A 23,649-nucleotide genomic window follows, 5' to 3' on the forward strand; every position below is an offset into this window, starting at 1 on the left:
CATATGGAGTTATATACACAAAAATACTTTTCTAATTTCCTATATAGAAATTAAGGCAGTCCTCTTCATCTGAGGACTGCCTTAACGTTTATTCTAGTTGGTCGCCAGGTAGCTTTGGAGCTCTTTTATCAATTGCTCGGCTCCTTCTTTGCTTAAGATGATTCTTCCATTGGCCAGTGACATGTTATCACTGCTGATTGTACCGGTTATGAGACAAGTCAGATCTGGCTGGTATTTCTTCAGGATAATCATATCCTCATCAACGAATATTTCGAGCGGATCGCTCTCACCGATACTCAGCTTTTTCCTTAGCTCCATCGGAATGACCACTCTACCCAGCTGATCCGTTTTCCTCACGATTCCAGTAGCTTTCATCTAGCATCCTCCCCTTCTGTAAAAAGTATGGGATGTGGATGTCTGTTCTTTGAATAAATTCTAGCCCAATACAATTATAGCAAAACGAGGGATTATTTTACATTCAAAATGTGTCTGAAATAGCTCTAAAGATGTACCAAAAAAGGCTAAATCCTCTATATCAGATTTAGCCTCATGTCTTATTTATGATGAAAAGGGCATTTCCCTTCTATTGGCTTGCTGTCATCCCCAATAAAATACATTTTCCATTCCCTGTGATCAGGGTCGCCATAATGACTCACATTTGGATGCTTCGGCAGGTTGTCCCACTTTTCAACGCGCTCTCTTACCTTTTCACGGGACATGATCCCGCCCTTCGAAGTTCCTTCAAGACCATCGAAAATTCGTCGCGGCTGGAAACCGATGACAAGACTATTCCCGAGGTCCCTCGTTTTCCTCTGCTTATAGGCCGGAGCATTACCAAAAGCAAAGAATGGTTCCCCTGCAAATGAAAATGCCCATAAGTGATGGTCAGGATCTGTAGGATAATCGGCTGGCCACGGCTTTGTGTCTTTCTCATGTAAAAATTGAAGAACATTCCAGAAGTATTCACGGTAATACTGAATTGTCTCCTCTTCCATTTCAGGCTCTACAAATACAAACAAACCATGCCTGATAAGAGGTTTTGATTCGTCAAATAAACCAATGAACTCTTCTATGGCCCCCGGCAACTGTTCCCAATTGTCCCGGGTGATATATGAGTAGCGGAGCTCCCCTTTTTTCTCCGCAGACATTCCAAAATAACATGGAAACTCTCGATGAGTGACTACATCACGGAAATTTTTATATTCTTCTATAACCCATTCAGGTACAAGGTCAGGATTGACCATATCTGCATTTGTAAATAAATAGCTATTGGTAACTGTCATGTATAACACCTCATTTAGTTAGTCAGTTACCATTTACCCTCGCAATCTGTGATTAAACAATAGCATCATGTTATGCCGAAATTCGTTACATTCTTTAAGAAGGTTGTTCCGCTCCTAAAAAAGATGAAAGCATGCAGGACGCATGCTTTCACCTTTTTTTACTCAATTCCCTGTTTTTGTGTTTGGGCGGAACTATTATTCTTTATTAATACCTTTAATCCTGATCCAATATCAGATGCGAGAATGTAGTTTTTATCAACGAATACTCCCCATACATCGCTTTTTTCAGGAGCATACTGTCCAACTTGAACAGGATTTGCAGGATCAGTGATATCCACCGCATATACTCCTCCGGCATAGTGTGACAAGTACAATGTATTTCCATGCACTTTAGGGTCGTGGACTGTGTTTGCGAATGTAGTACCATCCTCAACGTTATCAACTAAATCCGTCTTGAATTCACTTAGCAACTTAGGGTTGGTTTTATCCTTTATATCAAAGATCCTTGTGTACCCATAGGATTGTTCATAACCTTCTTTCGTTGGGTTATAGACTTCCCTTGTCTCGATCAGTACATTTCCTCCTTTTGCAAGGGTTGCCGAGTGTGCCGATCCCTGCTGGTCGGAACCGAAATCTGTGCGTCCCAGGTATTTAGGGCTCTCGGGATTGCTGATGTCAAAAATGACTGTTCCTAAATCCCACATGGAGACATAGGCATACTTACCAGTTTCATCTATCATTGTACTATGATTAAAGACTGGCCGTACTTTCCCGTCCGGAGAACTCCAGTGGTATCCGTTAAAATCATCCGGTATCTCGTCGAGTGTTCTTGGATCGAACTCCCATAGCTTTTGAGGGTTCGCAGGATCGCTGACATCCACCACCTGAAAGTCTTTCTCTGCTCCTTGGCTGTAATAATCCGCATAAGGATTAGCAGCAAGTACAATTGCCCGGTTTCCTTGCATGGTTAAGTATAATTCATGTGTACCATTGGTCTTTTTCGTAACTTCATAGAATCCTAGCTTCTTTGGTTCTGACGGATTGGTAACGTCGTAAAGCAAGAATCCGCCTTTTGAGTCAGGGTTATTACGGTTGAGCTGCTGGACGCTCACCACTGCAAGATCCCCTTTAAACGTAGGAGTGTTGACGCTTTTTACAATCACCTTTTCCTGCCAGGTTCCAGGGATGTCATTATTAGCGAAGACAGCTACCTCTTTAGGATTGGAAGGATCCTTCATATCAAATACTCTTACCCCGCCATTGCCGCCATTTCTTGTGTGCGTTCCAAGATAGGCATAACCTTTGTGCGAATAGACATCTGCAAAGCTATTCTGCTTCCCATCTTCCCTTACAGTTTTCATTTCCGGAGCGGCTGCTTCATGTAGGAATTGGAGGTTTTTACTGCCCTCCATTACAGGGACAGAAACGTTGCTATAACCAGCCCTCTCTCCTTTTTCAATATTGACATCCCCAAGCTCGTCATGGGCAAGAACATTGAATGGAACTGAAGAGACCGTCAAAGCACCTGCTAGAATCAGACTAGATAACATTCGTTTTTTCATAATCTTATAACCTCCTTCTATGTATTGAATAACAATATAGCAGAGGAGAAAACGCAGCTTCAAATAATATACTGTATATTTTGTAATTTCAGTTAATTTATACTAATCCTGTAAATTACTACTAAGTCTATTGTAATTGCTTAGTAACCCGAAGTAGGTAATTTACCACAATGTTCTTAAAATCAGTTTCCATAACTTCCAGCCTAGAAAACTCTGGTGGAAAACCATAGTTTTTAGTATGATTAAGAAATGTGATTGTTAAATAATAACCTTAAAATAGATTAAAGCGAGGATTTCTATCATGAGTCTATTGAATGTAGAAAATTTAAGCCACACGTTTGGGGACCGCATCCTTTTTAAGGATGTTTCCTTTCGTTTGCTGGCTGAAGACCACGTAGGTCTTGTTGGCGCGAACGGTGTCGGAAAGTCGACATTGATGAATATCATTACCGGACAGTTGATCCACGATTCCGGTAAGGTTGAATGGACTCCTGGCGTTGAATACGGATATTTAGATCAGCATACCGTGCTGACACCAGGAAAAACAATTCGCGATGCTTTGCGCGATGCCTTCCTTCCGCTGTTCAAAAAAGAAGAAGAGCTGAATGAAGTAACAGCAAAAATGGCGGATGCAACACCAGAAGAGCTGGAAAAGCTTCTTGAACAAATGGCGGAGATACAGGATGCCCTTGATGCAGGCGGATTCTATTCCCTTGATATCGAAGTAGAAGAAGCGGCACGCGGGCTTGGACTTGATGCGATTGGGATCGACCGTGATGTTTCAGCCTTGAGCGGCGGGCAGCGAACGAAGGTCTTGCTTGCTAAGTTATTGTTGGAGAAACCAAAAGTGCTTCTTCTGGATGAGCCTACAAACTACCTTGATGTCGAGCATATCCAGTGGCTGTCCCGATACCTGAAGGAATACCCATATGCTTTTATCCTGATTTCTCACGACACTGAATTCATGAACCAGGTTTCGAATGTCATTTTCCAGCTGGAATTTTCAAAGCTTACCCGCTATACTGCTACCTATGAAAAATTCCTGGAATTAGCTGAGATCAATAAAAATCAGCATATTAACGCATATGAAAAACAGCAGGAATTCATCAAGAAACAAGAAGATTTCATAGCAAAAAATAAAGCACGCTATTCGACAACAGGCCGTGCAAAGAGCCGCCAAAAGCAGCTTGATCGTATGGAGAGGATCGACAGACCTGAAACAGCTGTCAAACCTACCTTTGAATTCAAGGAATCACGAGCAAGCAGCCGCTATGTTTTTGAAGGAACTGACTTTGAAATCGGTTATACTCATCCTCTTCTTCCGAAATTGTCCGTTACGATCGAGCGCGGCGAAAAGATTGCGATTGTCGGAATGAACGGTGTTGGTAAATCGACCTTATTGAAGACCATGCTCGGAAAGATCCCTCCATTGAGCGGCAAAATCGAGCGTGGAGACTTCCTCTTCCCTTCCTACTTTGAGCAGGAGGTTAAAGCAGGAAGCATCACTCCAATCGAAGATGTATGGAGCGAATTCCCAGGAATGGATCAACATCAAGTCCGTGCCGCTTTGGCCCGTGGCGGTCTGAAGAATGAACATATATCTCGACCGTTGAATCAGCTCAGCGGTGGTGAGCAGGCAAAGGTCCGCCTGACAAAATTGCTTATGCATGAGAGCAACTGGCTTCTCTTCGATGAACCGACCAACCATCTTGACATTACAGCCAAGGCTGAATTAAAGCGAGCTTTAAAAGCCTATAAAGGGACGATTGTCCTTGTAAGCCACGAACCTGATTTCTACGAAGATTGGGTAACAAAAGTCTGGAATGTAGAAGAATGGGCAGAAAACTCAAAATAGAAACTTAGAAAACCTGATGGGATTTCCCCGTCAGGTTTTGCTTTGTTCCAAATGGGAAACACGGTTATTGCACGAATTTAAGATTAGTAACCTTTTCTGCCATTATATTCTTAATAAAATATAGAGAAATCTATTGAGTTATCCGCTTGTTATTGATAAATTTTATAAGATACATAAAATTTATTTATAAAGGTGATAAAAATGAAAAAAATGATTACATTCATAAGCTTATTGATAATTCTTACCCTTGCGGCTTGTTCTGACAGTGGATCAGATAAAGGACAAAAAAACAAAAAAACAGAAACAATTAAAATCGGTGCGATTCCTGACCAGAATGCTGCCGACTTGAACAGGAGCATGGAGGACTTTGCGAAGGACTTGGAAAAGCGGACCGGATTGAATGTAGAGTATGTCCCTTCTGTTGATTATTCAGCGCTTGTCACTGCATTTGAACGCGGTGAAATCCAGCTTGCCTGGTTTGGCGGCCTTACTGGTGTACAGGCAAGAAACCTAGTTCCTGAAGCAGAGGCATTTGCACAGAGACCAATTGATGAAAAGTTCAAATCTGTATTTATTGCCCACACTGATGTTGAAGTTGAGGGTCTTGAAGGTATCAAAGGAAAGTCATTTACTTTTGGCAGTGAAAGTTCTACATCCGGTCACCTAATGCCCCGATATTTCATGATGGAAGCTGGCATAGACCCTGATCAGGACCTTGATGGAAAGCCTAATTACTCCGGTTCTCATGATAAGACCTATAAGCTTGTGGAATCAGGGGCGTACCAGACGGGTGCATTGAATATCTCTGTGTGGGAAGCAGCTGTCAAAGAGGGCAAAGTAGATGAATCAAAGGTTAAAGTTATTTATACAACACCTGAATACTATGATTACAACTGGACATTAAACAAAATGGATGATGAAACTAAAGCAAAATTAAAAGAAGCCATTCTCTCCATGACTTCAGAGGATAATGAAATCATGGAATTATTGCAGACTGATAAATTCATAGAGACAAAGAATGAAAATTACGAAGCCATAGAAAAGGTTGCAAAGCAACTCAAGATCATCAAGTAGGTGGAATACATGCAAGAAATAATAGGTCTTCATCAAATATCAAAAGTCTATGAGCGGAAGATAGCCTTATCTTCCCTCTCTTTAACTGTAAATAAAGGAGAATTGATAGGGCTTATTGGCCCAAGCGGGGCTGGTAAAACAACTTTACTGAACATGCTGGCAGGCATTCTATCACCGGATCAAGGTCAAATCCTGATAGACGGCCGCCCTTTATCCGAGTTTAGGGACCAGAAAAAGAGAGCCAAAAAAATCGGCATCATTCGTCAACAGTTTGACCTCGTTGGTGAGCTTCCGGTCATCCATAATGTTCTTGTCGGGCGGCTGTCTGAATGGGGCATCTTTAAATCCCTCCTTTCCATGCTGATCCCTCAGGATAAGGAATATGCCATTCAGGCACTGAATCGTGTTGGATTGCCAGAAAAATTATATGAAAAAACCTCTTCCCTCTCAGGCGGAGAACAACAACGGGTTGCACTTGCCAGGCTGCTTGTCCAAAGCCCTGAAATCATTTTAGCTGATGAGCCAGTCGCATCTCTGGATCCTGCCCGTGCGGAAGATGTGCTTGAATTATTGGTTAAAATCGCTTTGGAAGAGAACCAAACAGTGATTGCAAGCCTTCATTCGGTCGAATATGCAAGGAAATACTTCGATAGATTGATAGCCCTTAAAGATGGTGAACTCTTCTTTGATCTCCCCGCTTCCTCCGTGACTGATGAACATATCAAGAGCCTTTACAGACTAAAGGAGACTTCCTGATATGGATAAAAAATGGTTGAGCTTTGAGCTGCATAAACGAAAAATTCTTTCACTGATCCTTTTGCTGGCATTTATAATAAGCCTATTTTCTATCGAATGGAATAAAGACTTGATCCATAGCAAAGGGTTAGATACCGCAAAGCAAATTGCGACAGCATTCTTCACGCCTGATTTGTCCGGTGACATCTTGCTTCTGGCCATGGAGTCAAGCTGGACCACTCTTTCCTACGCTGCTGCTGGTATGAGTCTGGCAATTGTCATTGCCTTTTTCTACGGTGTTCCCGCCTCGGGGATAATAGTGGCGGATGGGAAAGGCAAACGTTATATCCGGAGTTTTTTTAGAGGGCAGCTTGGATTCATGAGAGCGATTCATGAACTTGTATGGGCGTGGTTATTCGTCGCTTCGATTGGTCTCTCCCCTTTTGCGGCGATTTTCGCATTGGCTATCCCCTATGGCGGTATCCTCGGAAGGATTTTTGCAGACATGCTTGAAGATGTCTCCAAGGAACCGATCAAAGGTTTGGAAGCTGCAGGCGCAACAAAACTGCAAACTTTATGGTATGGTTATTTGCCAATGGTCAGGGCTAATATTACAAGTTATGCGATGTATCGATTTGAATGTGCTGTTCGTTCATCTGCGATTATGAGTTTTGTCGGGATCGGCGGCCTGGGGTATCAAATTCAGCTGAGTCTAGATGACCTTCATTATGATGAAGTCTGGACTTTTGTGTTTTTCTTGATCATCCTTGTCATCATGATCGATCTGTGGAGCAATCAATTAAGAAAGAGGCTGGTCCAATGAAAAAACGGAGAATAAGCTTTATAACTGTCTCTGTTTATGCTCTGCTGTTACTGGGTACTGCATCCTGGATTTCTATATTCATGATTGAAAAGGCAAGCTTATCTTTACTTTTTTCAGAGCAGAATCTTTATTATGCAGGCAAGTTCTTTAAAGGGCTTTTTGGAATAGGAGAAGAAAGCCCTGCCTTCTTGAATGTTGAAAGCTGGAAAAATGCTTTGGATCTTACACTTGAAACATTGTTCATGAGTGTTATGGCGACTGGCTTCTCGACCATCGCCGCACTTCTGACTGTTGTCCCGGCAGCCCGGAATATTGCCGACGGATCCCTGACGCTGGTGAAGAAATGGCATGGATGGCTCTCTTTCGGCGCTGTTCGCGGAGGCTATATATTTTCTCGTGCGGTCCCTGAGCTTGTTTGGGCAATGATCATTATCTTTATCTTCAAACCTGGACTGTTGCCCGGAGCAATCGCACTTGCTCTTCATAATTTCGGCATTCTTGGCAAGCTTTTTGCAGAGGTCATTGAAGATTTAGACTCCAGACCGGTACGAAATCTTTCTTCAAGCGGCGCTGGCCGTCTGCAGCTATTATTGTATGGTGTACTGCCAGCTGCTTTGCCACGTTTTTTGACATATATACTCTACCGCTGGGAGGTTATCATGCGGACGACGATCGTTGTGGGATTTGTTGGCGCAGGCGGATTGGGACAGCAATTCAAGTTAAGCATGAGCTTCTTTCATTACACTGATATAACCCTCTTGCTATTATTCTATTTGCTCCTGGTATTTGCAGCTGACTTCATTTCAGAAAAAGCAAGATGGTTCATAAAATAAATCCGGCGCAGCGTACAGCAGCCGGATTTTCCTTTTACAATATATCGATTTTGTCCAATCCGTTTTCCAGGAAGTACTTTTCGTAGCGTGCTTTCAGCTGGAAAAGGCGATTGATTTTCTGCTCTATCGAAGCATCGATGTTGATCTCGCGCTTCAAATCGATGGTGGCGAGCTTATGGGTCAGCTGATCCCAAAAGACATCTTCCTCGTATTCGTCGATAATTGCTTCAACCGTGTCTTTAAGATCCTCGGAGAGATAATAATACTCTTCTTCGTTGTCGTAGTAAATCCCGTCATCCGCTTCAAAATCCCTCGCGAGCGAAAAAATATATTGTTCAAGATCCTCCGCCTTACTCACCAGCTCCTGATTTGCTTCAGTCAATCCAAGCGGCCAATTTCCAAGCTGCAATAATTTCACAAGTGTCAAATATTGTTCTCTTGAAAGGTCAATTCTCATTTATAACCCTCCTCTTTCATATACTTGTTTCATGTATATGATAGAAAGATGCCTGTCTTTCCTAAATCACTGATTTTACTGCCTTTTGTTTTCTGCACTGGTTTGATATTAACTAAAATTCTGCCAATAAAAATAAAAACGGCAAGCCGCCGAAGATGGGCTTGCCGGAATCTATTTTAACCTAATTGCTGATATTGATCGCTTCACCTATAAGCTGTATATCTTTATAAATCTCATTTTTCAATTCCTTATCCTCGCATTGTGCGTACTCATTGAATAAACGGCCAAGTTCTTTAATAAATAATAGATGTTCCTCGACTGCGACCATACAGAGACCCCTTTACACAGAAGATGACCAGTGGCTTATGCTGCGAATCTATTTCCGTTGACCAGAATATTTACCCGTTAGAAAATAAATGAAACTATCAATTTCTACATCTTATGAGTTTACATTCCGCTATATGACAACCATTTGTTTAGTGACCTACCCTTTAAGGTAAATAATCAGGAAGAGACATAATTTTTCAGGGGGGTAAAGACATGTGGATTCAACGACCTTTTTTTAAATATGCAACAGGAACCATTCTTCTGCTTCTTATCATTTTTCTCTTTGGTAAAATAGACTACTTCGTTTGGCCACTGCAGAACTTTATTATCGCTATTTTCTTTCCAGTACTCATCTCAGGCCTTATTTACTATATTTTGCGTAAGCCGGTTCAATGGCTGGAGCGATTCATGCCCAAACTGGCGAGCATCCTGATTGTTTTCGTTCTGGTGTCAGGTTTATTCTCTGGATTTGCTTACTTTGCAGGATCACTTTTAGGTGAACAAATCAGTGACATTGCAGAAAACCTTCCACAGAAAGCAGATGAAATAACCGAAGAGTCAAAAAAAGTTATCAATGATAACAAGATTGGAATTGTTAATCCTGATGAAATCAAACAAAAGGCGCTAAACTACTTGAGCAAAGTTACTCAGAATCTGGGAGAGAATATCATGACGGTATTTTCAGTGATTACAAGTATCGCAACAGTACTTGTCGTAGTCCCTTTTCTCGTGTTCTTCTTTTTAAAGGATGATGATAAATTAAGGCCATATATAATAAAACTTATACCCGCGGAGCATGCTCAGGAAGGCAACAAAATTTTAAAAGATATTGATAAGACACTATTCACATATGTCACCGGTCAATTCATCATTGCACTTGTTGACGGGACCCTCATGTATATTGGATATAAAATCATCGGCCTGGATTATGCTCTTATCCTTGCAATCTTCACGATGTTCTTAACTGTTGTTCCTTTTTTGGGTCCAATTTTAGGTGTACTTCCCGCGTTATTCGTCGCTCTCGCCATCAGTCCAATAATGATGCTGAAGGTACTTCTTGTCCTGGTAATTGTACAGCAGCTTGAAGGGAATCTCGTTACACCCCAGGTAATGGGGAAAAAGCTCAGCATCCATCCGATTACGGTCATCCTTCTGTTAATCGCGGCAGGCTCTTTATATGGATTTATAGGTATACTGATTGCCATCCCGCTTTACTCTGTCGTAAAAATAATCATCAAGGATGTATGGAAATTCTATAAACTTAGAGAAAAAAGAAACCCGATCAGTCAGGAATCATAAGTCTACAACCAAGACTGTACAGATAGGAACCAAGTTTACGAAAAAGGCGTTAACAAAGACCAGCTTTCACAGCTGGTCTTTGTTGTTACTGGAAAATATTGAATAGAAGTTCGTTAAATTGGACATTATATTCCAGATTAAGAAATAGGAGGAACTGCCAATGAAACGAATTAGCGTACAACTGCTTATTCCTATTATGACTATCCTATTATTAGCTGGGTGTAACACTTATACGGATGAAGGAGCAGAAACTTACCAGATAAACAATGATGGGGCACAAATCCAGAATATCAATCAGGAGTACAACTCCACTTCATATAACCAAACATACAGGATGCGTGTAGATGAAAATGCAGAGGAACAAGTGGAAATGCTGAATGAAGTACAAAGCGCGACGATCATTACGGTCCAGCGAAAAGCGTATGTCGCTGTAGTTCTTGAAAATGGCAACACAGAAGGAGTTCCAGGTGAATTGCGGAACAAAATTACCCGACAGATCAAAATGAACGATGAGGCAATTGCAGATGTGTATGTCTCCGCAAATGCCGACTTTGTTGTCAGCATGACTGATTATAGAGAACAGCTTCTGACCAGAAGACCAATCATGGGGCTTACTGAAGAATTTAATACTACGATCAAAAGGGTCTTCCCGAAAGAACGCTAAAATAACCAGCAAAGGGCATCGAAAAAACGATGCCCTTTATTGCTTATTTACGAGGGTAATTGCGTATCTCCCCCGCCCTCACCGTTCATTAGGACTTCATCAATCATTTGGTCGAGCCTGATTAGGCTTTGCTTTGCCCGCTCATGCTCTATTTTCCTGTAATGATGGTTACCGCCCTCTTCTTCATCTTTTTCATCTGCCCATTTCACTACCTGCTGAAGGGGGGTACGGACAATGTCATTAGTAGGCAAAAAGGAATCTGTATGGAAAAGGATAGCAAGTGAAGTGGCTTTCGCCTGTACGGGGTTTTCACCCAAGCGGATCAGGAGTTTATGCGCCCTTTCTGCTCCCTTGATTGGGTGGATATCATTTTTTCGATATAGCTCGTAGTCCCATTTTCCATTCCTGTACCATGTAAAATGGCCGATATCATGCAGGAAACCGGCTTTCGCTGCAATATCAACGTCTACATTATGCTCTCTGGCAAGGTGGAAGGCGTGATAAGCGACAGCAATAGCATGCGCCATACCGGATCGCTTCAAATATTTCTGGGCAATATGGTGTTCGAAAATGTCCAATAGAGTTACATCCCTCATTTCACAACCTCCTTAGCTGTTGAGATACCCTTATTTTTAAGAATGTTAACAGAAATAATTAAAAATTGCACATTTTTATATCAATAAACATAAAGCTGGCAAAGGAACCTTAACTATCCCTTTGCCAGCATCTATTAGTTCCAATTTTTTAATTTCATGAGCAGACGTTCTTTTAATCTTACTAGAATGGTTTTCTCTCCCTTGGCTGCTTTTTGTTTATTCCATTCGTTGAAGCTGGCAACAGTGATCAATATTGAACCAGCAATCAACAGGTAGCCCCACCAAGGTAAATTCCCCCAGAACGGTCTCGTTTGCAGGATAACATTCAGAAGCAAAACTCCCGCTCCTACAAAGAAATACGCTTTTACCCTTAGCCACATCCCGGCCAGCATTGAAATAAGCGACAGCGTCCCAAGAATCAAGGCATCATAAACTGTATTGCTATCAAGGCCATCCTGAATCAGCAAAAGAGAGACGATAATCAGAACTGCCCACTGGATATAGCTAGTGATCTGTTTATTCTTTCCTTTAAGAATAAAGCGTGCAAAGATGCTTAAAGCAACAAACGGAAGGACATAGATTTCCCGTTCCAGCAAGGCTGGCAATTCCAGCTGATCTATGGCTGTGTAATACGGAACCAATAGATATGCCCCCGCGATAAGTTTAATTGCATTGACTCCTTTTCCATGGATCCTGTTCCTCTGCAGCCATAACCCTGCAGATAAAAGGACGCCATGGATAATGAGAGCCCAGAAGGTTTCGCCATACAAAAAAGCGACAGAAACAACAAACAGGAAACCCACTAATGAATAAGCATCCAGGCTTTTCAGTCCAATTGCGCCGCCTTTTTCCCAAAGGTTTTGAAAGATTCTTGATCCGGAAAAAATAAGCAAAATACCGAATCCTGCAAGTATCGCTATATCCCAATTTACCTCAAGACGGGCCTGAAAGATGATTTGGATTGTACCGTAAAAAATCAACATCAAAGGGGCGATCGCAGCTAATTCCCAATTCACTTTATGAAGCAGTACCAATATTGCCGATGCGTAGCCAATCGTTATTCCAAACAGCAGCCAACTGTATGGATAGGCCGCCAGGAAGCTTGCTGCACCTAACAGCGAAATCGGCAAAAGATAATACAATGTTCTGTGTTTGTATTCAGGAGATGACAGTTTCCAAAATGCAGCCAGCAAAATGCTTGTAAGCAAGAATCCATAGTGTCCTGAATCAGTTTCTGTAAAATAATCGACAGCTTTGTGAATTGCTAAAAATAATGAAGTGAACGCTGCGTACAAGAAGGATTTCACTTTCCATTCCTTTTTTACAAAAGGAATACTACTTGCGTAAACTCCTGCTGCAATCAGATAACTCATGATTGCTTCTTCCCCATAGATGATGAATGCAATTGCCAATATAGGAGCGAGATAGACATGCGCAATCCATGAATACGCAACCGCAAGCTCTTTTCGCCTTTGAAAAATCAAAGCGGCAATCCCTAACAATAACCATCCGCCTCCTGGGATAATCAGCACCTCCGACAATGTGTTGAAATCATACAACTTATCATCTATTGAATTTAAAGTGATCAAGTACCAGACAAGGCTGATTATAGCTGAAATAAATGCAGCGATTCGTTCGTTAGTTACTTTATAAAGCAAAAGGGACATCATGATTCCGCCAAACCAAATAGCGGATTCCCCGTATATATTCGAAATTGGAAACGGGAATGTGTAAAACAAGCTTGCTGCATAAAATCCATTTGCACAGAAAAAAGCGTTTTTCGACAACTTGTTTTCCTTGATTTTGCCAAGGCCGAAACTGATCGTTAATAAAAGGGCACCCGCGATTGCAAAATTCCCCGGCATTCCTATGGCATCATGATAAAAGCTGGAATTCAACCTAATTTCTTCACCGAATGCAGCTATAGATAAGCCGAGTGAGATTGGCGCTGCCCATTGAGACAACAGTGGCAAAATCGTCCGGGTTTCAATGTTCAACATTACATAAAAAGCATAGCTGATCAGGAAATACATCAGCCCCAGTTCCCACCAAAGCGACTGGAAAAACGTAATAAGAATCATTGAAAGCATGATCACGATCCCGACATCACGCGAGCTAGTTTTAATAGTCTTAAGATATCTCAGATTAAGCAGCCAGCCTAAAAGCATGAATAAGACAAAACCAATCAAATAAATTGGCAAGGAAAGATTTTCGATGCTAATCCATTTTCCCGTCTGCAAAACCGCTTCAAACATGGCTGCTGCAAGAAATATAGGACTTAAATATTTGAAGATCATATTTCCATTGTTATTGGCAAGATAAATGAAATTAGCCGAAATAATCAGGTAAGCAGCCACCAGAATATAGGATGTGTTTTCTGTATGAATCATCATTGCTTCCGCTGTGATGAATAGAAACGAAAGACCCGATACGACTGCACTAGTGATCTGGAACGCTTTCTTTAAAGCATATTTATCATCTATGAGCCTGGGAACGTAAAGGAAAACAACTCCAAGAAGTGCGTAACCGATTATGCTTCCCTCTGCAAATTGCCAATTTTCAAGAATCTGAAATGCACCATAGACAAACATCGCACTGAAAACAAAATGATACTCTTTATGGCCATTAACGAAGATCATCGATAGATAGAGAATTGCAGTCAAAATCAAGTTGAAACCGTTGAATACATTACTCTCATAAAAGAAAAGCATCAATAAGGTAGACAAGACCAGATTAGCCTGACAGTAAAGAGCCAGTTCTTTCGTGAAGAGCGACAAAACATCCTTCTTTTTCAGCTGATGGTACGCTGCAAGCAGAAGAGTATTAAATACAACCAAACCAAGGTAGAAACCATCTGTTTGCAAGCCAATCGCTTTCAACAGATAGGCTGCTGTTATCGATACAGTAATGAACGTAAACCACACAAACAACCTTGAAGACAACCTATTGGCGAGATAGCCATATATAGGGATCAAAACTGAACTGCTTATTGCCCCTAAGATGAAGCGGCCTTCGCCATAAAACGATAAGTAAGACCCTAGCAATTCAAACCAGCCTAGTGATAAGGTGAAAATCGGCAAGAATAGGCTGCCAAGGATCACAAACGCAAAGGCTGTTTTATCAATTTTTAGCACCTTGTAGCTTATATAGGCAATCCCGTAAAATAAACCCGAAACAAGCGCGATGGACCCTGCTTTCATAAAAGGAGTCATCGTTTCCCAGTTGCTAGTCGCAACAAACAAACCACCAATCAAAAGCATGATGACACCAAGGTTCAACGACCAGGATATGTTTCGTTCTCGGATCTCTTCTGCTGATTTCTTTGACCTGACTATAGGCTGCGGTTTCCGCTTCTCCTTCATTGGAATATTTCCTGCAGGCTGGACTTCAAAGTCAACAGAGTCATTCTTCTTATTTCTGGCTGCCAACTCTTTCTCCTGTCGTTCCTCTGCAAGCAAATCCAGGAAGTATTCATTATGTGCTTCCGCAACATTTTTATATTCCTCTGCTGAAACATAACCTAATTCTTTTAAATTATAGAGCTCATTTCTAAAAATCCGGCGTCTTTCTTCTTTAGGAGTATGTTCCATTTTAATCCCCCAATTCCTCTTTAATCCAAATTGAATCATTTAGTGTAATTTTACACCTTTTATTGAAAAATTCAACAAATATTAGTAAAAAAACAAAAGTGATTTTTCGACAATATTCTATACCAACATTGCCTATACACCTTTATAATGGATAAGTGCGCTCATAAACTGTCTTTCACGGACTACTATGCAAAAACTATCCAATCTCCGTATCACCTTTTCAGTTTCAGAAATGAGCAAGTTTAACTTTGAAGTAAACAACTATTTAAAAGATTAAGAGGTAAATAAGATGACTGATTTTTTATGGATCATATATTTGGGGTTTTTGGGCACGACGGCAATTTGGTTTTTATTGAAAGGAAAATATAAAAACAATATCACCAGGACGGATTTCATCATTTCAATCATTACCTGGTTTGGATTATTTGGTTATGTAACGGAAACACCAATCCTGGTCCCGCTGGTATGGAAAATCGTTTTTGTATTTGGTCTTCTATGGGATGTCATTTTCACTATATTCTTTGCGGAGCGGTTTGCAGGAGATTTTGGACTTGAAGAAGACGAAGAACCGATGCCCCTTGCTGCTAGACTAAGTGGTTTGATCTTTGTGATGCCCCTTTATTATGGAATATTTCAGTATGCATTTTAAACGGCTTTAAGCCGTTTTTTTGTTAACAATAATTAATTATACCGAAATAACAAAGCTGGTTTTCAATATAATATCGAGCTGAAAATGGGTATTTCCTGTTATCTTTCGGTAAAATTAGTACCTGGTGCTATTACCAAACAGGACTGTCTTCACCAGAAAGACAGTCATATCCCTCCTATTTTCTGTACAAAAAAAGGATAAAACCTTTATTGGTTCTATCCTCATAACGTTTATGGATTTGTCGACCACATTCCAGCTGTTTTTACAAAAACGCGGCGGTTCAATTTTAACTGCGCTACCATTAATTCGGCCAAATCTTCCGGCTGCATGACTTTTTCAGGATTGCCGTCTGTTAAGTTGGTCTCAATAGCCAGGTCAGTAGCTACAGTGCTTGGAGTCAGGGCGCTGACACGGATATTATGCTTTCGTACTTCAAGCATTAGTGATTCAGTCAATCCAAGGACTCCAAACTTCGAAGCGCTGTACGCACTTGTTACTGGCGCTCCTTTTTGTCCTGCAGTTGACGCAACATTTATTATGTCACCTGTTTTCCGTTCCATCATCCCTGGCAATACAGCCCGGGTCACATAATAGGTTCCCATCAAGTTGACTTGGATGATTTTCTCCCATTCCTGTGGCTCAAGATCAAGAAAACCGCCGAATTTTGCGATTCCAGCATTGTTAATCAGAATGTCTATAGGGCCTAACTCCTCTGTAACATGCTGTACAGCATGCTGAACAGATTCCATATCAGCTACATTTGCCACAGCTCCTGACACATTCACCCCATATTCCTCTATTTCAGCTGTAACCTTCTCCAGATTAGAAAGCGTAAGCCCGATCATGCCAATATTAACGCCTTCTTTTGCAAGTGCAATAGCAGCAGCACGGCCAATTCCTCGTCCTGCACCCGTGATTAATGCTGTTTTCCCTTTTAAAGATTCCATTTGATGACCCCTTTCAATTATGTAGTCAAGGGTTAATTATAGAAAATCTTAAGACCGAAAACAAATTATGTGACTCTTTTAACCCCTATTTCAGCTGGAGTATGAAGACTTAAACAAAAAAGCAGCAGTGAGTTTACTGCTGCTTCCCTGATTATAAAGGCAACAATGCCACGGTTTCTCTATTTTTTAGCTGTTCGATCATTTTGTTCCACTTCTCCGGTTTCTTAGCGAGAACGGAATAATAAGTGGTGAGAAAATCTGAGATTAACGCTGCAGGCAGTTCAAGAGTATTTTCATCTGTTGGCATGAAGCATAAATCCAGTCCTTCTACAGCTTCTCCGTCATTCTCCCAGGATGGGTGGACGTATTCTAAATCAAGTCGCTTATACCCTAGATGAGATAAGACTTCGCGTCTCACAAAAGGATCCATCGTTTTTACGCCGCCAAAATCATGGTCAGTCTTTCTGTATGGATCATAGATCTCCGCAAACATTCCAAACAACTCTACGCCTTTTTCACCAGCGAGGTTTTGCAGGTCTTCCATCCTTTTATTTGCCAGGAATCTCCCTAGACTGAGTCCTGGTTTCCCAACAATAGTGAAATCCGTCATTGCAATATTCCAGTCTGGATAGTATCGATATTCTGTTACACCAACGACTTCATCTTCATGGACTGCAACAAAGACTCTTATGCCCGGATCCTCAAGAGGTTCTTTCCATAAATCGAACTCAAGTACCTCTTCAGGTGGAAAGACTTCTTTCATTAAATTATGGAGCTTTGTAAAAAGCGGATCTTCAATACTATTAACGCGAATATATTCCATGAACCATGCTCCTTATCGTTTTAGATTTTTTCTGTCTGCTCCCAGTCCGGATAAAGGTCAGTGCGGCGGTCACGCCATGTAGTGACCGAACCTCGCTCACGCACTTCGTATAATAGCTCCAAATCGAGGTCAGCAGTAACAATCATGTCATCATTTAGTTCTCCTTCGACCTGGAGGCCTCGAGGAGGGAACGGAATATCATTAGGCGTGATCACTGCCGCCTGGCCAAAGTTGGCACGCATAAAGTCTACTGTTGGCAATGAGCCTACTGTTCCAGTCAAAACGACATAGACTTGGTTTTCGATTGCTCGTGCATGGCTGGTATAGCGGACACGGTGGAAACCATGGCGATCATCTGTACAAGATGGAACAAAAATGACATCTGCACCTTTAGCTTTTGCCATTCTTACGATTTCAGGAAACTCAATATCATAGCAAGTTAGCAGCGCAATGCGACCCTTGTCTGTATCAAATACCCTGAAATCCTCACCCGCACTCATATTCCATTCATTCACCTCGGTTGGTGTGATATGAAGCTTCGCCTGCTCAACGATTCTGCCATCCGGGTAAAACATATGCGCCACATTATAGAGCTTTCCTTCACGAGCGATGACATGAGTTCCCCCAATGATATGCATGCCTGTTTCCAGTGCGAAATTCTGGAAAAGGTTTAAATATTGTTCAGTAAAACCAGGGAGTTCATTGATGGTCAGCCTCGTACCCTGTTCACTGCCGATTGATAACAATTGAGTAGTAAAGAACTCAGGAAACAAAACAAATTCTGAACCATACTCCTGTGCTGTTTTAACATAATGCTCACATTGCAGAGCAAACTCTTCGAACGACCTGATCGTGTGAAGATGGTACTGGACTGCCGAAACTCTCATTTTCATCCATCATTCCCCCTGTATCTATAAAAATTACATTTTGAATTCAAATTATCAGAAATACGAAAATCATTATAAAGCATTTTACTTTTTATGAATACACTTTTTATTTAAATTAGGCATGAAATTTCTTAAGGTGAATTGGAAGCAGATTAATCCAATTCGAAATAGCTGGAAAAAGCTTGATTTGCAGATAATGGACTTTTTAAAAAAAACAAAGCTCCATCGTTTACATGACGATGGAGCCAGTTGATTAACTTTTACTTTTCATCCTCTTTACTTTCATATACCTCTATGCGATTACGACCGTGTTGCTTGGCTTTGTATAGCGCACGGTCCGCCAATGCGGGTGAAAACCAATAAAATCATAGATATTAAATTGCTAGCAGATGATATCAAAACGTTATCGATAACTAGCACTATAGGTCGAGTGGAGTCGAAAAACCAGTTATAAAGCTGTTTATATGCTTCCCGATCTTTTGGATTGTCGATTTTCCAGATTGCTGGTCTGAAAGTTCATCAATCAGAACAACAATGATTGCTTCCTTCTTGCCATAGGTAATGATGCCGCAATCATGTTCGACTCCGGGAAGTTCTCCGGTCTTATTTCCGATTTTCAGAAAATTATCTTCCATGTAATATGGCAGCTTTTCCTTGAATTGCTGTTGCAGCAAAAAAGAATGGAAGATGGACCTTGACACTTGATTTAGGTGATCCCCATTAACTGCCTCTTTCAGGCATAGTCCGATATCGGCAGCAGATGTATAATTATCGAAACCGGATTGAATGGCTGAGAAATCCAGCATTTTGCGCTGCAATATAGAATTGCTCATTCCTATCCTGGATATAGTCGCGTTAATGGACTCTTTGCCAAGCAAATCTATCAATAGGTTAGTAGCCGAGTTATCTGACACGATGATCATAAGGGCCAATAAATCCATGACAGGCAGTTGCTTGATCCTCATGGCCTGAAGAACACCGGTGTCACCAACTTTGTCACCTTCTTCAATTGCCAATTGACTTTCTTTTTGCAGCTGGCCTGCCTCCATTTGCCTCAAAGCTTCGAAGAGGATCGGCAGTTTAATCAGACTTGCAGACTGGTAAACTTCATTACTGTTAAATTCGATAATTTCTCCTTCAATCTCCAAAAACAAACTCGCCCGGCCTTTGCACCCAGCGAGTTCTTCCAACAGTATTATTCTTAATTCTTCTAATGTCATAGATTTTATTCCTTATCTAATATTAACAAGCATCTCATTTTTATCTTTTCCCTCTGAATGTTCATCATACAGATGGCAGGCCACATAATGATCTTTGTCAATTTCCTGCCACACAGGTTTCTTTTGGGCACAGATATCCATTGCATGCTGGCATCTCGTCCTGAAAACGCAGCCGCTAGGCGGATCCATCGGGCTTGGGAGTTCTCCTTGCAAGATGATCCTTTCCCTCTGATCCTCCACATCAGGATCTGGTATCGGTATGGCTGACAGTAATGCTTGAGTGTACGGATGAAGCGGTTTATTGTATAACTGGTTACTAGCTGTAAGCTCGACGATATGTCCGAGGTACATAACTCCAATCCGGTTGCTGATTTGCTTTACCATAGAAAGGTCGTGAGCAATGAATAGATACGTCAATCCCTTCTCTTTTTGAAGACGCTTCAGCAGGTTTACCACCTGGGCCTGAACGGATACATCAAGGGCTGAGATTGGTTCATCCGCTATGATAAAATCAGGATCCAGTGCAAGTGCCCTGGCAATTCCAATCCTTTGCCGCTGCCCGCCGCTGAATTCATGGGGGAAACGGTTTGCATGGTCACGATTCAATCCAACATCTTCAAGGAGCTGATAAATACGTTCCAGACGTTCTTTTTTGTTAGGGAACAACCCATGGACTTCCATCGGTTCTGATATAATCTCTTTTACAGTAGAACGCGGGTTTAACGATGCATACGGATCCTGGAAGATCATCTGCATCTGCTTATGGAAGTGAAATCTCTCTTTCTCTGTAAGTGAATGCACGTCTTTGCCGTTGAAAACAACTTCTCCATCTGTACGGTCATAAAGTCCGATCATTGTTCTTCCGGCAGTGGACTTGCCGCAGCCAGATTCACCAACAAGGCCAAAAGTCTCTCCTTTATATATATCAAACGAAATGCCATCCACTGCTTTGAGGATTTCATTTTTACCCATAGTGAAATGCTTCTTTAAATCTCTTACACTTAATAAAACTTCATTTTCCATGATTATTCCTCCGTATCAATCCAGTAGCGTCTTGCTGCACAGAGTTCTTTTTCGTAAATCGTTCCTTCTAAAGAAATGATTTCAATATTTTTACCTGTATTCGGTGAATGAAGAAGCTTGCCATCTCCATAATAGATCCCGACATGATGGATGCTTCCTTTCCCTTCTTCATAGGCAAAGAAAAGTAAGTCGCCTGGCATGATGTCTGACAGCGGAACTTGTACACCCGCAGCCGCCTGTTCATGGGCATCCCTCGGAATGGTATAACCGTTCGCCAGGCACATATTGTAACTGAATCCAGAGCAGTCATAGCCATAGCAGCTCATTCCTCCCCAAAGATATGGCAGGCCGAGGAACTGCTCGCCGGCACCTACGATTGCAGCGCCATTCCCCTTAGGAATTTTCTCCTCTGATGGGAAAACAGCAACATCCTCAGCTCTCAAAACGCCGATACCAGTTGGAGTCTTAACGCGAATTCGATCAACAATATCCTCCACTACAGGTAATCTGGTCTGATAGCTCAATTCCATCAACTTTTCGTTCTTTTCGGAATATAGCAAGGTTTTCTTAGCGGTAATGACAGCTACTGAACCTTTCTTGATATACCAGTCTGATTGCTGGATGAGCTGATTTTTCGCTATCCACCCCGGATAACCGCGACCGTCTTTTCCTGACGGCTGGTCTGGGACAACAACATTTGCCCACTCATCCATTTCACCGATGATCAAGACTTCCTGGCCAAATAAAACCTGTGATTGAACCAGATTATCATCGCATAATTGCAATCGTGGCTCGTAAGTAAGCTTTTCAAGCCATTTTTCTATATTTAAGGGACCGGAAACTACATCCATGTCGATCTCTCTAGCTGAATCATGGGAAGTCCACAAAGTAGCAACAGGGACATTGACGAGCCAAATATTATTGCTTTCCATTTGAAATTCCTCCTTCTGAAAGGATTTCTTCTATACCGAGACCTGGTTGATCCGGAAGGGTGATATTTCTGCCATTATACATTATTCCGCCTGATATTACGTCATTTGCCAGCATTAATGGTGCATCAAAATCAAAACGGGTAATGTTTTTCTTGCTTGCCGCGAAGTGGGCAGCTGCAGTAATTCCCAGCCTGGTTTCGATCATACTGCCAACCATGCATTCTATCCCAGCTGTTTCAGCCATTTGGTTAATCATTTGAGCCTGATAAATTCCGCCTGACTTCATTAATTTGATGTTAATTAAGTCTGCGCTTCTTCGCTTGATCACTTCAAAAGCCTGTTTAGGTGAAAAAACGCTTTCGTCCGCCATTATTAAAGTTTCAACAGAATCAGTAACCTGCTTTAAACCATCCAGGTCATCTGCTTTAACTGGCTGTTCAACAAGCTCGATATCGAGGCCAAGATCCTCCATTTTTCGAATCGCCCTTACTGCATCCTTCGGTTTCCATCCCTGGTTCGCATCAAGCCGAATCTTGATGTCATTGCCTATCCTTTTTCGGATTTCCTGGATCCTGGCAATGTCTGTCGCGATTTCACCAATTCCTACCTTAACCTTTAAAACATTGAATCCATTATTAACATACTGAACGGCGTCTTCACCCATTTCATCAGGGCTGTTGACGCTGACGGTAAAATCAGTTTCTATCTCGTTTCTGTATCCGCCAAGGAATTGATAGAGCGGAAGCCTGCAGTTTTGTGAGATACAATCGTAAAGAGCCATATCAACAGCAGCTTTTGCACTTGAATTGTTAACAAGGATTGTTTTCAATGCCTGGAAAATAGCTTCGTAGTTTACAAGATTCTTATTTAATAAAGATGGCTTAATCACTTCATTGATTGAAGCCTCGATACTTGCGAGACTGTCACCAGTAATGACCAGTGTAGGTGGTGCTTCTCCCCAGCCTGTCACCCCGTTATCACAGGAGATTTTCACAAAAATTGCTTCAGCTACAGTCACAGTGCGGAGTGCAGTTTTAAATGGCTTTTTCAAAGGAACAGCAATGCGGAATGTCTCGACTTTTTCAATAATCATAACATTATCTCCTTTGGTTCTAGTTGATCCCGCTCTCTACATAAAGCGTTTTTTCTTTCGTATCCATAGAGGCAGTCGCGCCGAGCGGCACACCAATATGCGGTGAACAATGCCCCATGTTGAAGCCTTTTAATGCCGGCCTGCCCGCAAGTTGAATGTAATGATCAATAACTTCTTCAAGAGATAAAGAAAGCTCTCTTTCTGGTACACAGTTATTAAAGTCACCGATAATGATCCCGGCTGATTGCTGCAGTTTACCAGCCATATAAAGCTGGTTCAACATACGGTCAACTGCCCTTGGTTCTTCATTTATGTCTTCAATAAGCAGGATCTTTCCTTTTGTATCAATTTCAAAAGGAGTGCCCATCGAGCTTGAAAGAAGCGAGAGATTTCCTCCAACCAATGGACCCTCGGCTGAACCGGGAACCAGTTCTTCAATTTGCGAAATAGAAGAATCATAATTCAGCTCAACTGGTACAAACAATTGCTGGAATGTATCCTTTGAAACTTGATTTGCCCCTTCTTTTCCGATATCTGAAGCAAGCATTGGACCGTGGAAAGTGATCAGCCCTGTCTGCTGCCTTATCGCAGTATGCAAGAATGTAATATCGCTGTATCCCCAGAAAATTTTCGGGTTATTTTTAATAGCATTATAGTCTAATGCTGAAGCAATACGAGCTGTACCATATCCTCCCCCAGCACAGATGATCGCCTTGATTTCATCATCAAGGAACATTTCATTTAAGTCGGACAATCTTGCTTCATCATCCCCGGCAAGATAGCCATATTCTGAATACAAAGATTTCCCTAATTTATAATTGAGCCCTAAATCCTCGACGAATTTTAAGCCGCGCTTCAGGTTTTCTTTATTAGGCGGACTCGCTGGCGCTATGACAGCCACCGTATCACCTTTATTCAAGCGTGTGGGCTTAATTGACATGTCAATCAACTCCCTTAGTAAATTTTAATTTTTTCAT

23 protein-coding genes are annotated in these 23,649 nt (G+C 41.6%); 8 read left to right on the plus strand and 15 right to left on the minus strand.

The features are described from left to right. Nucleotides 1-93: 93 nt before the first annotated feature. The 3 genes from RH061_RS12245 to RH061_RS12255 all read right to left on the minus strand — a co-directional run bounded on the left by RH061_RS12245 (nucleotide 94) and on the right by RH061_RS12255 (nucleotide 2,845). Nucleotides 94-375, minus strand: a complete 282-nt coding sequence (locus RH061_RS12245; protein ID WP_311070500.1) for an AbrB/MazE/SpoVT family DNA-binding domain-containing protein — start codon at nucleotides 373-375, stop codon at nucleotides 94-96. Nucleotides 376-554: 179 nt separating this feature from the next. After that, nucleotides 555-1,283, minus strand: a complete 729-nt coding sequence (locus RH061_RS12250) for a YqcI/YcgG family protein (RefSeq protein WP_311070501.1) — start codon at nucleotides 1,281-1,283, stop codon at nucleotides 555-557. A 158-nt stretch (nucleotides 1,284-1,441) separates the two neighbouring features. Continuing rightward, nucleotides 1,442-2,845 (minus strand): LVIVD repeat-containing protein, encoded by a 1,404-nt coding sequence (locus RH061_RS12255; RefSeq protein ID WP_311070503.1) that lies wholly within the window; start codon nucleotides 2,843-2,845, stop codon nucleotides 1,442-1,444. 301 nt (nucleotides 2,846-3,146) lie between these two features. Between RH061_RS12255 and RH061_RS12260 the strand changes: the two genes are divergently transcribed. From RH061_RS12260 to RH061_RS12280, 5 genes are all read left to right on the plus strand, one after another. After that, nucleotides 3,147-4,700 (plus strand): ABC-F family ATP-binding cassette domain-containing protein, encoded by a 1,554-nt coding sequence (locus RH061_RS12260; RefSeq protein ID WP_311070505.1) that lies wholly within the window; start codon nucleotides 3,147-3,149, stop codon nucleotides 4,698-4,700. 201 nt (nucleotides 4,701-4,901) lie between these two features. After that, nucleotides 4,902-5,774 (plus strand): putative selenate ABC transporter substrate-binding protein, encoded by an 873-nt coding sequence (locus tag RH061_RS12265; RefSeq protein ID WP_311070507.1) that lies wholly within the window; start codon nucleotides 4,902-4,904, stop codon nucleotides 5,772-5,774. 9 nt (nucleotides 5,775-5,783) lie between these two features. Next, nucleotides 5,784-6,530: a phosphonate ABC transporter ATP-binding protein gene (locus RH061_RS12270; protein WP_311070508.1), complete on the plus strand. Its 747-nt coding sequence runs from the start codon at nucleotides 5,784-5,786 to the stop codon at nucleotides 6,528-6,530. A 1-nt stretch (nucleotide 6,531) separates the two neighbouring features. Beyond that, nucleotides 6,532-7,332 (plus strand): PhnE/PtxC family ABC transporter permease, encoded by an 801-nt coding sequence (locus tag RH061_RS12275; protein ID WP_311070509.1) that lies wholly within the window; start codon nucleotides 6,532-6,534, stop codon nucleotides 7,330-7,332. Beyond that, nucleotides 7,329-8,165 carry a PhnE/PtxC family ABC transporter permease gene (locus RH061_RS12280; RefSeq protein WP_311070511.1) on the plus strand — a complete coding sequence of 279 codons (837 nt, stop codon included), beginning with the start codon at nucleotides 7,329-7,331 and terminating at the stop codon, nucleotides 8,163-8,165. Before RH061_RS12275 ends, RH061_RS12280 begins: the two co-directional genes overlap by 4 nt. Before the next feature lie 34 nt (nucleotides 8,166-8,199). Here the strand turns inward: RH061_RS12280 and RH061_RS12285 are convergent, their stop codons facing one another. Both RH061_RS12285 and RH061_RS12290 read right to left on the minus strand, forming a co-directional pair. Continuing rightward, nucleotides 8,200-8,622: a hypothetical protein gene (locus RH061_RS12285; protein WP_311070513.1), complete on the minus strand. Its 423-nt coding sequence runs from the start codon at nucleotides 8,620-8,622 to the stop codon at nucleotides 8,200-8,202. A gap of 181 nt (nucleotides 8,623-8,803) precedes the next feature. Further along, nucleotides 8,804-8,950, minus strand: a complete 147-nt coding sequence (locus tag RH061_RS12290; protein ID WP_311070515.1) for a hypothetical protein — start codon at nucleotides 8,948-8,950, stop codon at nucleotides 8,804-8,806. 212 nt (nucleotides 8,951-9,162) lie between these two features. On the opposite strand from RH061_RS12290, the gene RH061_RS12295 reads away from it, so the two are divergent. Continuing rightward, on the plus strand, nucleotides 9,163-10,248 hold the full coding sequence (locus tag RH061_RS12295; RefSeq protein ID WP_311070516.1) for an AI-2E family transporter: 1,086 nt from the start codon (nucleotides 9,163-9,165) through the stop codon (nucleotides 10,246-10,248). Nucleotides 10,249-10,408: 160 nt separating this feature from the next. Beyond that, nucleotides 10,409-10,912: a YhcN/YlaJ family sporulation lipoprotein gene (locus RH061_RS12300; RefSeq protein ID WP_311070518.1), complete on the plus strand. Its 504-nt coding sequence runs from the start codon at nucleotides 10,409-10,411 to the stop codon at nucleotides 10,910-10,912. A 47-nt stretch (nucleotides 10,913-10,959) separates the two neighbouring features. Here RH061_RS12300 and RH061_RS12305 read toward each other — a convergent pair whose 3' ends face one another. Next, nucleotides 10,960-11,508 (minus strand): HD domain-containing protein, encoded by a 549-nt coding sequence (locus tag RH061_RS12305; protein WP_311070519.1) that lies wholly within the window; start codon nucleotides 11,506-11,508, stop codon nucleotides 10,960-10,962. A 134-nt stretch (nucleotides 11,509-11,642) separates the two neighbouring features. Next, on the minus strand, nucleotides 11,643-15,098 hold the full coding sequence (locus RH061_RS12310) for an SCO7613 C-terminal domain-containing membrane protein (RefSeq protein ID WP_311070521.1): 3,456 nt from the start codon (nucleotides 15,096-15,098) through the stop codon (nucleotides 11,643-11,645). Between the two features lie 289 nt (nucleotides 15,099-15,387). On the opposite strand from RH061_RS12310, the gene RH061_RS12315 reads away from it, so the two are divergent. After that, the gene (locus RH061_RS12315; RefSeq protein ID WP_311070522.1) at nucleotides 15,388-15,747 is read left to right on the plus strand and encodes a hypothetical protein; all 360 of its coding nucleotides are present in this window, start codon (nucleotides 15,388-15,390) and stop codon (nucleotides 15,745-15,747) included. Between the two features lie 230 nt (nucleotides 15,748-15,977). Here the strand turns inward: RH061_RS12315 and RH061_RS12320 are convergent, their stop codons facing one another. The 8 genes from RH061_RS12320 to RH061_RS12355 form a co-directional block, all read right to left on the minus strand. After that, nucleotides 15,978-16,694 carry a 3-ketoacyl-ACP reductase gene (locus tag RH061_RS12320; protein ID WP_311070523.1) on the minus strand — a complete coding sequence of 239 codons (717 nt, stop codon included), beginning with the start codon at nucleotides 16,692-16,694 and terminating at the stop codon, nucleotides 15,978-15,980. A 151-nt stretch (nucleotides 16,695-16,845) separates the two neighbouring features. Next, on the minus strand, nucleotides 16,846-17,517 hold the full coding sequence (locus tag RH061_RS12325) for a GNAT family N-acetyltransferase (protein WP_311070525.1): 672 nt from the start codon (nucleotides 17,515-17,517) through the stop codon (nucleotides 16,846-16,848). A gap of 20 nt (nucleotides 17,518-17,537) precedes the next feature. Continuing rightward, entirely contained in the window at nucleotides 17,538-18,410 is an 873-nt protein-coding gene (locus tag RH061_RS12330) for a carbon-nitrogen hydrolase family protein (protein WP_311070527.1), read from the minus strand. Nucleotides 18,411-18,823: 413 nt separating this feature from the next. Next, nucleotides 18,824-19,624 carry a serine hydrolase gene (locus tag RH061_RS12335; RefSeq protein ID WP_311070529.1) on the minus strand — a complete coding sequence of 267 codons (801 nt, stop codon included), beginning with the start codon at nucleotides 19,622-19,624 and terminating at the stop codon, nucleotides 18,824-18,826. Between the two features lie 12 nt (nucleotides 19,625-19,636). Beyond that, nucleotides 19,637-20,647, minus strand: a complete 1,011-nt coding sequence (locus tag RH061_RS12340) for an ABC transporter ATP-binding protein (RefSeq protein WP_311070531.1) — start codon at nucleotides 20,645-20,647, stop codon at nucleotides 19,637-19,639. 2 nt (nucleotides 20,648-20,649) lie between these two features. Then, nucleotides 20,650-21,579 (minus strand): C40 family peptidase, encoded by a 930-nt coding sequence (locus RH061_RS12345; protein ID WP_311070533.1) that lies wholly within the window; start codon nucleotides 21,577-21,579, stop codon nucleotides 20,650-20,652. Next, on the minus strand, nucleotides 21,566-22,672 hold the full coding sequence (locus RH061_RS12350) for a dipeptide epimerase (protein ID WP_311070535.1): 1,107 nt from the start codon (nucleotides 22,670-22,672) through the stop codon (nucleotides 21,566-21,568). Before RH061_RS12350 ends, RH061_RS12345 begins: the two co-directional genes overlap by 14 nt. Before the next feature lie 19 nt (nucleotides 22,673-22,691). Then, nucleotides 22,692-23,612 carry a S66 peptidase family protein gene (locus RH061_RS12355; RefSeq protein ID WP_311070537.1) on the minus strand — a complete coding sequence of 307 codons (921 nt, stop codon included), beginning with the start codon at nucleotides 23,610-23,612 and terminating at the stop codon, nucleotides 22,692-22,694. Nucleotides 23,613-23,649 lie beyond the last annotated feature (37 nt).

Source organism: Mesobacillus jeotgali (genome assembly GCF_031759225.1).
Lineage (GTDB): Bacteria > Bacillota > Bacilli > Bacillales > Cytobacillaceae > Mesobacillus > Mesobacillus jeotgali_B.

What these genes read in the sequence shown, in the direction of transcription:
- RH061_RS12335 (WP_311070529.1), bottom strand. Translation starts at nt 19,624, where the DNA reads ATGACATTAGAAGAATTAAGAATAATACTGTTGGAAGAACTCGCTGGG.
- RH061_RS12250 (WP_311070501.1), bottom strand. Translation starts at nt 1,283, where the DNA reads ATGACAGTTACCAATAGCTATTTATTTACAAATGCAGATATGGTCAAT.
- RH061_RS12320 (WP_311070523.1), bottom strand. Translation starts at nt 16,694, where the DNA reads ATGGAATCTTTAAAAGGGAAAACAGCATTAATCACGGGTGCAGGACGA.
- RH061_RS12260 (WP_311070505.1), top strand. Translation starts at nt 3,147, where the DNA reads ATGAGTCTATTGAATGTAGAAAATTTAAGCCACACGTTTGGGGACCGC.
- RH061_RS12245 (WP_311070500.1), bottom strand. Translation starts at nt 375, where the DNA reads ATGAAAGCTACTGGAATCGTGAGGAAAACGGATCAGCTGGGTAGAGTG.
- RH061_RS12305 (WP_311070519.1), bottom strand. Translation starts at nt 11,508, where the DNA reads ATGAGGGATGTAACTCTATTGGACATTTTCGAACACCATATTGCCCAG.
- RH061_RS12265 (WP_311070507.1), top strand. Translation starts at nt 4,902, where the DNA reads ATGAAAAAAATGATTACATTCATAAGCTTATTGATAATTCTTACCCTT.
- RH061_RS12315 (WP_311070522.1), top strand. Translation starts at nt 15,388, where the DNA reads ATGACTGATTTTTTATGGATCATATATTTGGGGTTTTTGGGCACGACG.
- RH061_RS12270 (WP_311070508.1), top strand. Translation starts at nt 5,784, where the DNA reads ATGCAAGAAATAATAGGTCTTCATCAAATATCAAAAGTCTATGAGCGG.
- RH061_RS12295 (WP_311070516.1), top strand. Translation starts at nt 9,163, where the DNA reads ATGTGGATTCAACGACCTTTTTTTAAATATGCAACAGGAACCATTCTT.
- RH061_RS12310 (WP_311070521.1), bottom strand. Translation starts at nt 15,098, where the DNA reads ATGGAACATACTCCTAAAGAAGAAAGACGCCGGATTTTTAGAAATGAG.
- RH061_RS12290 (WP_311070515.1), bottom strand. Translation starts at nt 8,950, where the DNA reads ATGGTCGCAGTCGAGGAACATCTATTATTTATTAAAGAACTTGGCCGT.
- RH061_RS12340 (WP_311070531.1), bottom strand. Translation starts at nt 20,647, where the DNA reads ATGGAAAATGAAGTTTTATTAAGTGTAAGAGATTTAAAGAAGCATTTC.
- RH061_RS12350 (WP_311070535.1), bottom strand. Translation starts at nt 22,672, where the DNA reads ATGATTATTGAAAAAGTCGAGACATTCCGCATTGCTGTTCCTTTGAAA.
- RH061_RS12345 (WP_311070533.1), bottom strand. Translation starts at nt 21,579, where the DNA reads ATGGAAAGCAATAATATTTGGCTCGTCAATGTCCCTGTTGCTACTTTG.
- RH061_RS12355 (WP_311070537.1), bottom strand. Translation starts at nt 23,612, where the DNA reads ATGTCAATTAAGCCCACACGCTTGAATAAAGGTGATACGGTGGCTGTC.
- RH061_RS12325 (WP_311070525.1), bottom strand. Translation starts at nt 17,517, where the DNA reads ATGGAATATATTCGCGTTAATAGTATTGAAGATCCGCTTTTTACAAAG.
- RH061_RS12255 (WP_311070503.1), bottom strand. Translation starts at nt 2,845, where the DNA reads ATGAAAAAACGAATGTTATCTAGTCTGATTCTAGCAGGTGCTTTGACG.
- RH061_RS12330 (WP_311070527.1), bottom strand. Translation starts at nt 18,410, where the DNA reads ATGAAAATGAGAGTTTCGGCAGTCCAGTACCATCTTCACACGATCAGG.
- RH061_RS12275 (WP_311070509.1), top strand. Translation starts at nt 6,532, where the DNA reads ATGGATAAAAAATGGTTGAGCTTTGAGCTGCATAAACGAAAAATTCTT.
- RH061_RS12300 (WP_311070518.1), top strand. Translation starts at nt 10,409, where the DNA reads ATGAAACGAATTAGCGTACAACTGCTTATTCCTATTATGACTATCCTA.
- RH061_RS12285 (WP_311070513.1), bottom strand. Translation starts at nt 8,622, where the DNA reads ATGAGAATTGACCTTTCAAGAGAACAATATTTGACACTTGTGAAATTA.
- RH061_RS12280 (WP_311070511.1), top strand. Translation starts at nt 7,329, where the DNA reads ATGAAAAAACGGAGAATAAGCTTTATAACTGTCTCTGTTTATGCTCTG.